Source organism: Roseburia sp. AF12-17LB, from assembly GCF_003479605.1.
In the GTDB taxonomy this organism is placed as follows: Bacteria; Bacillota; Clostridia; order Lachnospirales; family Lachnospiraceae; genus Roseburia_C; species Roseburia_C amylophila.
The window spans coordinates 246,332-258,551 of the sequence record NZ_QUHR01000002.1; the positions used below are offsets into that span (position 1 = coordinate 246,332).

A 12,220-nucleotide genomic window follows, 5' to 3' on the forward strand; every position below is an offset into this window, starting at 1 on the left:
AACTAAAAAGCAGCCGTATGTATTACTTAATTAATACAGTAATGCATACAGCTGTTTTTGTCAACCATTCATTTCTTAATTTTCTATTGTCATTTTTCTGCAAGCAGCTACCGCAGGTAACTTCTGCGGGTAAATTTCCATCCGTTTAACCTTCTGCTTTACTTACAATTTCATTCTTATTCTTATAAATAGAATGCGCCGGAACTACTCCACGTACCGGGGAAAGCGGATAAATATTGGTATGTGGTCCGATGACCGTTCCCGGATTCAACACGGAATTACAGCCGACCTCTACAAAATCTCCTAACATGGCACCGAATTTCTTACGTCCGGTTTCCATCTTCTCATCAGCAGATTTTACTACCACCAGTGTCTTATCGGATTTTACATTGGATGTGATGGAACCTGCTCCCATGTGTGACTTGTATCCTAAAATAGAATCTCCCACATAATTATAGTGTGGTACCTGCACGGAATTAAAAAGAATGACATTCTTTAACTCGGTAGAATTGCCTACCACCGTTCCTTTTCCGACAATTGCATTTCCACGAATGAATGCGCAGTGTCGTATTTCAGCATTTTCATCAATAATTAAAGGACCATTTAAACATGCTGTCGGTGCCACGACAGCGGATTTTGCCACCCAGATATCCTCACCCTTCTGTTCATAAACATCCGGATTCAATGTTTTTCCCAGTTCTTTGATATAATCTCCGATTCCGGCAAGTGCCTCCCACGGATAAGTAAATTGTGCAAGATAATCCTTTGCGATTGTCTCCTCTAATGTATACATATTACTGATTTTGCACTGTTCCATCTTTCTCTTCCTCTCTTTCTTCTTCCGGTTTCCGGTCAAAATCAAAACGGATTTCATCCTCTTCAAACTTCAGACAGGTATCAAATACATTTCCTGCTTTCGAAGTAAATCCGGTTATTTTTTTAGCGGTATATCCTTTTGCAAAAAGCTCTTCTAATACTTCTTCAGCCAGTTCCACCTTTGCTACATAACGGTTCACCCGGAATCCGCAGTCACATTCATAGTACCACTGGCTTTTCTTTAACAATGCCCCACACTTTGGACATTTTACTTTTGTCTCTTCCGGTTTCGGACGCTCCGGAAAGTCAAATTCAATGCGTCCATCCTCGGTAAGCTTCAATGGTGCATCAAATTTCTTGCCATTCTTAGACTTAAATCCTGTTATAATTTCTGTCTTTCCAGTTAGTAAAAGTGCTTTCACCTGAGTTTCCTTTAATTTTACACCAGCTATTTTACCGATTGAGAAACGGCAGCTGTCCTCTTTGTTTCTGTCATAATTGGCACAGCCATAGCCAAATGGCGTCTGCACAATATCACCCTGACACAGTGGACATTTTACATCTTTTACCTTCTTTGCTTCCACATGCTCAAAATCAAATTTCAGGACTTTCTTTCCATTCTCATCTTCTCCAAGCATCAGGCAGGCATCAAATTTCTTCTTATTCTTTGAAGTAAATCCACGAATCGTTCCGGTTCTTCCATTGGTCAGAAGCTCCTTCACCTGGGCAGTGTTTAAATCTTTCCCGGCTATTTTGCCAATGGCAAACCGGCAGCCAGCCTCATCTTCCGCTTTATAATTGGCACAGCCATAACCAAATGGCTTTATTTCTATTGCTCCGCCACACAACGGACAGCTTACGCCCTCTATGGTCTCCGGCTCATTCTGTGAAAAATCAAAGGTTATATTCGGTTTTCCTTCTTCATCCTTTGTCATCACAAGGCAGGCAGAAAACTTCTTCTTATTCTTCGAAGTAAATCCCTTTAAGACTCCGGTTCTGCCTTTGCTTAATAACTGCTTTACTTCTTCATCGTTAAGCTCTCTTCCGGCGATGGCACCAATAGCAAAACGGCAGCCACTGCCATCTTTATTATAATTTGAGCAGCCATAACCAAAAGGTGTAGTCTCAATCTCGCCGCCACAGACCGGACAGGTTGCTCCGATTTTAACCCTTGCCTTCATATCTTTGGCATTGCTGCCAGCCAATGGACGAATCTGACCGGCAATCTGGCTGGTGAGATTTTCATTTATCATGGAAACTGTTTCTTTCCGGATAAATTCCTCTAACTTCTCCCGATAATCTTCCATCGGAACCGTTCCCTGGGTAATGCCATCCAAGCCCTTTTCCCAGGAAGCGGTCATCTTCGGATTCAAAAGTGCCGGAACAGTCATATTCACCACTTCATAAACCATCTCGCCTAAGGCTTCCGGCGTCAGCACCTGTGTTTTCTTATTCAAAGCAAGGTAGCCGATACGCACCAGCTTCTTGATGATTTCTGCCCTTGTAGCAGAGGTTCCAATTCCGGAGCCTTTAATCTGTTCTCTTAATTCCTCTTCCTCGATTAACTGTCCCGCATTTTCCATGGCAAGCACCATGGAACCTGAAGTATAACGCTTTGGTGGAGAAGTCTTTCCCTCTTTTACCAGAAATTCTTTTACTTCTGCGGTATCTCCTTCTTTGAGACTATCTGCAAGTTTTAGTAATGCTGCGCTGTTCTTGGGATTGTTTTCTTCTCCGTCGCCATCTTCCTTTTCCCGTTTTTCTTTGGTATCCGGTCTTCCGGCAATTTCAAGATATCCGGGAACCTTTAATACTTTTGCTCCGGCAAAGAAAGATTCCTTTTCAATTCCGATGGTCAGCTTTACCGTCTGATACTGTGCCGGCGGATAAAAAATACTTAAAAAACGCCGCACAATCAGTTCGTAGACCCGCTTCTGCAATTCCGTCAGCGACTTATATTCATTGACCTGTCCGGTTGGAATAATAGCATAATGGTCTGTAATCTTACTGTCATCGGTATAACTGCTCTTTCCGATATTTTTATATAAACCATGTTCCATAATATTTTGTACAAAAGGTGCAACCGGCTCAAAGGAACGGAGTCCTCTGATATTCTTACTGATTTCTTTTGCAACGGCAGAAGATAATACTCTTGCATCTGTTCTCGGATAAGTAGTCAGCTTTCTTTCATATAAGTCCTGTGCTACCTGCAGCGTCTCGTCCGGGCTGATTTTAAACCTTTTCGAGCACTCTGCTTGAAGCTCCGCCAGGTTAAATAAAAGCGGTGCACGTTTCTTTGCAATTCCTTTATCTACTGTTTTTACAATCGCTGTTTTATTAGTTAAATCTTCAATTAATTTTTCTGCATGTGTTTTTTCTTTGAATCCATTCTCTTTATAGAGCAACGGAGACGCATAATAAGAAGAACCTTCTACTGCTTTCCATTCGCCTTCTATCTCTGCATCAAAAAAATTCCCCACTACCCGATAAAATGGTGTCTCTACAAAATTACGGATTTCCCGCTCCCGGATTACAACCATGCCAAGCACACAGGTCATGACACGGCCAACTGCAATTGCAGTATAGGACTTGGTTCCTGCCGCATCATTTAAAAGATTTCCATATTTTACAGACATGACACGGGAAAAATTAATTCCCATGGCATAGTCTTCAATGGTACGCATAATCCCGGAATTAGCAAGATTATCATAATCCGCCATTGGTCTTGCTTCAGCAATTCCTCTTTTAATTTCTTCCTCCGTCTGCGAATCTATCCATACCCGCAGCTCTTTCATACCTTCACGGACTCCACCGAACCGCCGGATATTCTCTTCAATGGTCTGTCCTTCTTTTCCGGCATCGCCTGCCCAGTAAACGGTATCAATATCTTCCCGGTGCAAAAGCTTATGTACGATGTCATACTGTTTGCTTACAGATGGTATGACATTATATTTATAATCTTTCGGAAGAAATGGAAGGTCTTCTAACTTCCACTTCTTATATTTTATATCATATTCTTCCGGATATACCATTTCCACCAGATGACCAACACACCAGGTAATAGCATAGTGACTGTCTTCGATATATCCGTCATTTCTGCCGGATACGCCAAGAATTCGTGCAAATTCCCGGGCAACACTTGGTTTCTCCGTGATAATTAACGACTTACCCAACCGTTATTTCCTCCAATTTCTGTGCCATTTCTATTATTTTGTCTTTTTCAATCATTTGACTTTACTGTCATTTTTAGCTTTCCGGCACTTTATAATTCCTTCATATCGATCAGGACAAATCTTTTATCTTCTTCTGCCATCTGTTTTAAATCCTCTGCAAATTCCTGTGCGGAAAACATATAAAGATATTTTGCGGAAATTTTTGCCTGTTTCAGATTATCAAGCAATGCTTCACCTGACGAGCGGGTCATATAAGGCTCTGACCAGTTACAGATTCCGACAATGCTCTCACGGACACTGTTCTGGGCGACAATATCGATATTGCCCTTCTTTCCAACCCAGGTTCCAATCCGGTGAATGTTAATCGGAAGTTTACCAATACGATTTAATAAAGTCAGATATTCCCGGCAGACCTTGACAAAATAACGGTTCATATAGTCATCTAAATCTTTTTCAATATAAGTATCATAAAATTCTTCCGGTGTCATCATATATAAGTCCGATAAATGTGGATAGACAAAACGGAACCAGAAATTCACATAAGTATTGGCAATGCGGTAAACACCCTTTTTCGTATTCTCCCAGCCACCGGTATCAAAGGAAACCACCTTTTCTACCACATCAAATGCCATCAGATTCTTCATGTAGACACTGATTTTTGCTCTGGAGAAGCCTGTCTTTAAAAAGAGGTCATTCAGCTTATTATTTCCCGAAGCCAATGCTGCAAGTATTGTATTATATACAGAAAGTTCTCTTAATTCAATGCTGATATAATTTTCTGCCTCATGGAACAGGAAGCCATCCGGAGACAAAATATGCCGACAGACATTTTCCTTAATACTCTTTTTGGAATTCCAGCGTGTAAGATAACCCGGCACACCTCCAATAATTCCATAGACCTGCACTGCCTGACTGGTTCCATATTCCGGGAAATGTCGAACCACATCAAGAAATGTCGCATCCTCCATGCGGATGGCTGCGTCTACCTTCTTTAAGTATTCACCATATTTTTCTCTGCAGTCTTCCTCTACCCATACCAGTGAAGAGCTGGTCAGAATAATCATAACAGGACCCGGATATAATTTCTTTGCTTTCAGTTTCAGAATGCTGTTCATAAAGCCAACATCTTTTCTGGCAATATACTGGAATTCATCAATAACAACCACAAGCTTGGTCGGGTCTCCACTCTTGATGCGGTTAAAGAATTCATCATAACTATAGCGTGTCAGACGAATTCCGTATTTTGCTTCCACTTCCTGCCCCATCTGTAAAACCTGTTCCCTTTCGGATGCCTGTCTGGCGCGATAGTAAAAAAACTTTTTCTCCTTACAGAATTCTTTTATTAACTGCTCTTTCTGGCAGTTATCTCTTCCATATAAAAGAACAATCTGATTGCCGGACTGTCCATATACCTCTTCTAATTTTTTTAATTCGGATGTCTGAATCATCATTGGTAATATCCTCCAAAATTTCTAATTCTAAGAAGTCACTCTAACAAAAATAATATCACATTTTAATTTTTCTATCAACGCCAAACGATAAAAAAGCCATACTGCTTTCCTGCAATATGACTTTTCTATCTTCATTTTGTTACATATTTTGCTGCTTATTTTGCGGTAATGTAACCCTGTGCTTTTAAAAGTTCTGCACAAAGAACAGCTCCACCAGCCGCACCACGTACGGTATTGTGGGATAATCCTACGAATTTCCAATCATATACGGTGTCCTCACGAAGACGTCCAACACTGATTCCCATACCGTTTTCATAGTTAACATCCATAGAAACCTGTGGTCTGTTGTCTTCTTCTAAGTACTGGATAAACTGCTTTGGTGCACTTGGAAGATTTAATTCCTGTGGAACACCCTTGAAGTTTACTAATTTTTCGATTAACTGCTCTTTTGTAGGGTTCTTTTTGAACTTAACAAATACAGCTGCTGTATGTCCGTTTAATACCGGAACACGGATACACTGGCAGGTAATAACCGGTGATGTAGCAGGTACAATGACACCATCTTTGATTTCACCCCAGATACGAAGTGGCTCTTTTTCGGATTTTTCTTCCTCTCCACCGATGTATGGGATAATATTTCCAACCATTTCCGGCCAGTCCTTAAAGGTTTTTCCGGCACCGGAAATTGCCTGATAGGTAGTTGCTACTACTTCATATGGTTCAAACTCTTTCCATGCTGTAAGAACAGGAGCATAACTCTGGATGGAGCAGTTTGGTTTTACTGCAACGAATCCTCTCTTGGTTCCCAGTCTCTTGCGCTGGAATTCGATTACTTTCATATGTTCCGGATTGATTTCAGGTACTACCATAGGAACATCCGGTGTCCATCTGTGTGCACTGTTGTTCGAAACAACAGGAGTCTCTGTCTTAGCATATGCTTCTTCAATTGCTTTGATTTCATCTTTAGTCATATCTACAGCACTGAATACGAAATCAACTTCTGCTGCAACATTTTCTACTTCATTAACATTCTTTACTACAATATTTTTAACGGCTTCCGGCATTGGAGTATCCATTTTCCAACGATCTCCAACTGCTTCTGCATAGGTCTTTCCTGCACTTCTTGGGCTTGCTGCAATTGTAGTTACCTCAAACCATGGATGATTCTCCAGAAGAGAAATAAATCTCTGACCTACCATTCCTGTTCCACCTAAAATACCGACTTTTAATTTGCTGCTCATTTCTTTTTCTCCTCACGTTTTTATGTTCGTCTATCGCGAACAGTTGTCTTTCTGATAAATATACTATCCTATTTATACAAAAAATGCAATTCACAATTTATCAAAAATTACTAAGTGAATTGCATTTTTCTTATACATATGTACCAATTTTTTTAAAATAAGCTACTTATTTTCTACGCCTCTTCCGGCAGATTCAACTCATCCTGCCAGTCCTTTGACAGATATTCCTTATGCAATGCAATGACTTTTTCCATTGCGTCTTTACCAGGCGCACCAACAGTCAGACGTTTATTAACACAGGTTTCCATGGAAATTGCTTCATAGATATCTTCTTCAAATACCGGACAGATTGCCTTTAACTCATCCAATGACATATCATCAATGGCAATCTTCTTATCCAGACAATAAAGCACGATTCTTCCTACAATACCGTGGGCATCACGAAAAGGAACGCCATGATTTACCAGATAATCTGCTGCATCTGTCGCATTGGTAAATCCCTTGTTGGCACTGTCATGCATTTTTTCTTTATTGAATTTCATAGTTGCGAGCATACCGTTAAAGAGTGCCAGACAGCCTTTTGCAGTATCCATGGCATCAAAGGAAAGCTCCTTGTCTTCCTGCATATCTTTATTATACGCAAGGGGAATTCCCTTCATTGTAGTAAGCAATGACATCAGTGCACCATACACTCTTCCGGTCTTTCCACGTACCAATTCTGCAATATCCGGATTTTTCTTCTGTGGCATAATGCTGCTTCCGGTACTGTATGCATCGTCAATCTCTACAAACTGATATTCATTGGAATTCCAGATGATAACTTCTTCTGAGAAACGGCTTAAATGCATCATAATCGTTGATAATGCAGATAAAAATTCGATTAAGTAGTCACGGTCTGATACGCCATCCATACTGTTTAAGGTTGGTCCATAGAAACCAAGTAATTCTGCAGTATATTCACGGTCTAATGGATAAGTAGTTCCTGCCAGGGCACCGGAACCTAACGGACAGTAATTCATTCTCTTAAAAATATCCTGCAGGCGTAGTCTGTCACGGCGGAACATCTCAAAATAAGCTCCCATATGATGTGCCAGTGTAATCGGCTGTGCTTTCTGAAGATGGGTAAATCCCGGCATAATCGTCTCGGTATTTTCTTCCATAATCTTAAGAATGGTCTCAAGAAGTTCTTTTACCAGCTTGTCAGTATGCAATACTTCCTGTCTGGTATAAAGACGCATGTCCAGTGCAACCTGGTCATTTCTGCTTCGTCCGGTATGTAATTTCTTACCGGTATCTCCCAGACGGTCAATGAGCTTTGCCTCTACAAAGCTGTGAATATCTTCGTATTCATCGGTAATAATAAGCTTTCCTTCTTCTACTTCTTTTAAAATTTCTTTTAAACAGTCTACAATATCCTGCATTTCTTTCTCTGTTAAAATGCCCTGTTTTCCAAGCATTTTCACATGTGCAATGCTGCCTTCCATATCCTGTTTATAGAATTTCTGATCAAATGATATAGACGCATTAAAATTGTAAACGAGCTTGTCTGTCTCTTTGGTAAAGCGTCCGCCCCATAACTGTGCCACTCTTTTATCCTCTCTTTCCATACGGATGTCCGTACTTATTCTAAACAAAAATCCATAACTAACTTCTGAAAGTATACCTTATTTTTCATAAAATGACAACCAGAAGAAATCACTCCTGTACTGCTTGCTCACTTTCCTGTGCCGCACGTTCTCTTTTCTGTTCTTCCCGCTCCCGCTTCGAAAATACACAGCCACAATAATCCTGCCGGTACATGCCATACTCTGCCGAAATTACGGTAGAACGCTTATAGCCATCCCGTTTCTTAAAATCCGAATATAAATAGGGAATGCCATATTCTTCAGCCAGCCTTCCTCCAATCTCATTTAACTTTACAGCATTCTTCATGGGACTGATAGACAGCGTTGTCGTAAAATAATCACAATTTAATTTTTTCGCATACTCTGCCGCTTCCCGCAGTCTTAATTCATAGCAGCGGAAACACCGTTCGCCACCCTCCCGGATATTTTCATAACCTTTTACTGTTTCATAAAAACGCTCCGGTTCAAAGTTTCCTTCCACAAAGGTGACAGGATATTTCGTTGGAAATTCTTTAATAAAGCGTTTCTGCTCCGCTGCTCTGTGATAATATTCATCCTCCGGATAAATATTGGGATTATAGTACAACACCGTAATATAAAAATAGTTGGAAAGATACTCTAATACATAAGAACTGCAGGGTGCACAGCAGCTATGAAGTAAAAGTTTCGGAACTTCTCCTCTTTCTTCTAATCCGGCAATCGTTTCATCTAATATTTTCTGGTAATTTTCTTTCATCACATTTACCTTTCCCATTCTAAACTTCTGTCGATTCTGTTCCTATTATAATCTATCCTTTTCTTCTGTCAATCCGGGTGACCAATCTCATTTTTTCACATATATTATCCTATAAACTTCTATCAGGTGAATACCATGTGCTCCATCCTCGAATTGTCCAATATAGATTATATTTATCATACGAAAGAGGGCGAAACCAAGGCTCTGTCCAATATCAGTTTTACTTTATCCAAAGGAGAATTTGTTTCTATTGTAGGCCCCAGTGGATGTGGCAAATCAACACTTTTATCCCTTATCTGCGGTCTTCTTGTCCCATCCGGCGGCATCATTTCCTTCATGGGACACCCCCTGCAGTCAAAGGATATCTTAAATATGGGATACATGCTCCAGAAAGACCATCTCTTAGAGTGGCGTACCATCGCATCCAATGTCCAATTAGGGCTGGAAATCCAGCACAAAATGACACCGGAAAATCTTGCTTATGCCAGCCGGCTGTTAGAAACTTATGGACTTGCCGATTTTGCTGCAAAACGTCCTTCTGAGCTTTCCGGCGGCATGCGGCAGCGGGCTGCCCTGATTCGGACTCTGGTACTTCGCCCGGAGCTGCTTCTCTTAGATGAACCCTTCTCGGCATTAGATTATCAGACCCGCCTTAATGTCAGCAATGACATCGGTACCATTCTGCGGCAGGAACATAAAACCGCCATTCTTGTAACCCATGATTTATCCGAAGCAATTTCCATGGGAGACCGTGTTATTGTCTTAAGCCACCGGCCGGGCACAATCCGCTCCATTATACCTGTTTCCTTTGAGCCTGGTCTTACGCCTTTAGAAAAACGGAATGACAGCCATTTTAAATCCTATTTTAACTTAATATGGAAGGAATTTAATCAAAATGAATAACCCATCCTCTGCACAGCTTATGTACTTACGGCAATGCCGCAGGCATCGGCTTAAAATAAAAATCTGTCGCATCCTGATTCTTGTTGTCTTTTTATTGCAATGGGAACTCTGTGCGAAATATGGAAAAATCGACCCCTTTATTTTCAGCAGTCCCACCAGACTTATCATCTGCTTTTACCAGATGATTACCGGTCAGAAGCTCCTTTATCACATTGGAATCACCCTGTTTGAAACCTTAAGCAGCTTTTTCTTTGTTATTATTTTAACATTACTGATTGCTGCAATCCTCTGGTTTTCCAAAACCTTATCCGAAACCTTAGAGCCTTATCTTGTGGTTTTAAATTCCCTGCCAAAATCCGCGCTGGCTCCACTGCTGATTGTATGGCTGGGCGGCAATTACAAGACCATTATCATCACCGGTATGTCCGTATCTATCTTTGGCTCTATTCTGAGTCTTTACACTGCTTTTTGTGATATGGATAAAGAAAAGATTCTTCTGATAAAGACATTAGGCGGCACCCGTAATGATGTCATGTTTAAAATTATGCTGCCGGGCTGTGTTCCCACCCTGCTTTCTATTATGAAAGTCAACATCGGTCTTTGTCTGGTTGGTGTTATCATCGGTGAATTTATTGCAGCAAAAAAAGGCTTAGGCTATCTTATTATTTATGGCAGCCAGGTTTTTAAATTAGACTGGGTCATCTTATCGATTCTGATTCTCTGTCTCATTGCCATGCTGCTCTATCAGCTGATTGGAAGTTTTGAGAAGCTCTGCTTAAAGAGGAAATAAAGAAAGGCGGTATGAATTGCACCTGCTCTTCATACTGCCTTTCTCTTTCTTACTTTACAGGAAATTACTTATGAATTTTTATGCTTCTTCGATTTCTTCAAAGTCACAGTAATCTGCTCCTGCTTCAGAAGCAAACTTAAAACTTACTTTCTCGCCCTGATATTCCACGGTAAAATCACCTTCCATATCAAGGAAAGAATGTGCCTGGGCTATATTATCCAAGAATTCTGCCATATCTGCCGGAAAGTCTTTTGCATCTGCCTCTACGCTGCACTCTTCTTCTAAGATTTCCTGCTCCACAAAGAGACGCAGGGTAAAATCATCCAAATCACTTTCATCATCAAAATCTACACCCTGAAAATAATGATTGCCGCAATTTTTAAATAAGTTCTTTACATAAGAGGTACTGGATAAAATTCTCGACTGAGATACATCCTCTGCCTCAAGATAAATATGATAGGTTATCTTCACCTGATTTTCTGCCATGGTATCTTACCTTCCTTCTTCTGCCTTGATCTGCTCTAAGAACAGCATTTCTAATTTATAATCCCGGTCCGGTTCCAACTTTTCCATATTCTTCTTTGGAATGAAACCGCCAGCCATTGCCGGATGTCCGCCACCATTTCCATAATCTGCTAATGCCTTTGCTACAACTCTTCCGGCATCTACATGATTTAATGCACTACGGACAGAAAACTTAATGCCGTCAGAACGGATTGCATAAATCACGGAAATATTAACTACATCAAGAGATAAAATAAAATCTGAAATAATTGCAATCAGCGCATCCGGACAATCAAACGGAATCGATGCAAATCCCACATCATCATAAATGTGGATATTATCGATTGCCGCACCATATGCCTTTAAATCAGAAAACTCCATTACATTTACATACATGGATTTTAACTCTTCCACATCTGCCATTGGATAGATGTATGCAAACATATCCACATCAAGCTTTGTTGTACCACGGACAAAGTCATCCGTATCCATCTTGATGCCATATGCCAGTGCTGCCGCCACATCCCGGCTCATTGGTGTATTGGTAAGATAAAAATACTCTGCAATCATTGTGGCACAGGCTCCTACACGGCGCACATCTTTATAAGCATATTCACAGGCAATTACTGTCGGATGATGGTCAATACATGCCACCTCATCCCCGATAAAATCGGTCAGATTCGCATTATATTTCTGGGAGTCTACGGTAACAATATAGTCCTCTTTCTTCATATCATCCAAATCTTCTTTAGACAAAATATCAATATGAAATGTGTCAAACATCTTTCTTGTACTCAGGCGTTCAATCTTGCCATCATAACAGATATCTGCATTAATCCCATGGTAATTTAAAAAATGCTGTAAGCCAAAGGCACTGGCAATCGCATCCGGATCTGGAAAATTATGTGTCTGAATATAAGTTCTGTGTCCTCTTAATAACTCTACTAATTGTAAGGGATCCATGTTTTATCTCCTGGTATG

Annotated in this window: 10 protein-coding genes; 2 read left to right on the plus strand and 8 right to left on the minus strand. The window is 40.6% G+C overall.

Going from position 1 to position 12,220, the window contains the following annotated elements; genetic code table 11:
* Nucleotides 1-145 precede the first annotated feature (145 nt).
* The 6 genes from DWV68_RS03835 to DWV68_RS03860 all read right to left on the minus strand — a co-directional run bounded on the left by DWV68_RS03835 (nucleotide 146) and on the right by DWV68_RS03860 (nucleotide 9,060).
* A complete protein-coding gene (locus tag DWV68_RS03835; protein ID WP_118057354.1) occupies nucleotides 146-817 on the minus strand; it encodes a UDP-N-acetylglucosamine pyrophosphorylase in 672 nt (223 codons plus the stop codon).
* On the minus strand, nucleotides 795-3,989 hold the full coding sequence (locus tag DWV68_RS03840) for a type IA DNA topoisomerase (RefSeq protein WP_118057355.1): 3,195 nt from the start codon (nucleotides 3,987-3,989) through the stop codon (nucleotides 795-797). Before DWV68_RS03840 ends, DWV68_RS03835 begins: the two co-directional genes overlap by 23 nt.
* An 89-nt stretch (nucleotides 3,990-4,078) precedes the next feature.
* Nucleotides 4,079-5,440, minus strand: a complete 1,362-nt coding sequence (locus tag DWV68_RS03845; protein ID WP_118057356.1) for an ATP-binding protein — start codon at nucleotides 5,438-5,440, stop codon at nucleotides 4,079-4,081.
* Between the two features lie 155 nt (nucleotides 5,441-5,595).
* Nucleotides 5,596-6,681, minus strand: a complete 1,086-nt coding sequence (asd, locus tag DWV68_RS03850) for an aspartate-semialdehyde dehydrogenase (protein WP_117698564.1) — start codon at nucleotides 6,679-6,681, stop codon at nucleotides 5,596-5,598.
* Nucleotides 6,682-6,854: 173 nt separating this feature from the next.
* A complete protein-coding gene (gene argH, locus DWV68_RS03855; RefSeq protein WP_117698565.1) occupies nucleotides 6,855-8,267 on the minus strand; it encodes an argininosuccinate lyase in 1,413 nt (470 codons plus the stop codon).
* A gap of 109 nt (nucleotides 8,268-8,376) precedes the next feature.
* Nucleotides 8,377-9,060 (minus strand): epoxyqueuosine reductase QueH, encoded by a 684-nt coding sequence (locus tag DWV68_RS03860; protein ID WP_118665075.1) that lies wholly within the window; start codon nucleotides 9,058-9,060, stop codon nucleotides 8,377-8,379.
* A 117-nt stretch (nucleotides 9,061-9,177) separates the two neighbouring features.
* On the opposite strand from DWV68_RS03860, the gene DWV68_RS03865 reads away from it, so the two are divergent.
* Nucleotides 9,178-9,945, plus strand: coding sequence for an ABC transporter ATP-binding protein (locus DWV68_RS03865; protein ID WP_118665077.1), 768 nt, complete (start codon nucleotides 9,178-9,180; stop codon nucleotides 9,943-9,945).
* Complete coding sequence (locus DWV68_RS03870) at nucleotides 9,938-10,735, plus strand: ABC transporter permease (protein ID WP_118665079.1); 798 nt, start codon at nucleotides 9,938-9,940, stop codon at nucleotides 10,733-10,735. The genes DWV68_RS03865 and DWV68_RS03870 overlap by 8 nt, the downstream gene beginning before the upstream one ends.
* A gap of 78 nt (nucleotides 10,736-10,813) precedes the next feature.
* On the opposite strand, the gene DWV68_RS03875 is transcribed toward DWV68_RS03870, so the two are convergent.
* Nucleotides 10,814-11,221 carry a hypothetical protein gene (locus tag DWV68_RS03875; protein WP_022243212.1) on the minus strand — a complete coding sequence of 136 codons (408 nt, stop codon included), beginning with the start codon at nucleotides 11,219-11,221 and terminating at the stop codon, nucleotides 10,814-10,816.
* A gap of 6 nt (nucleotides 11,222-11,227) precedes the next feature.
* Complete coding sequence (locus tag DWV68_RS03880) at nucleotides 11,228-12,202, minus strand: DHH family phosphoesterase (protein WP_118665081.1); 975 nt, start codon at nucleotides 12,200-12,202, stop codon at nucleotides 11,228-11,230.
* Between the last annotated feature and the right edge of the window lie 18 nt (nucleotides 12,203-12,220).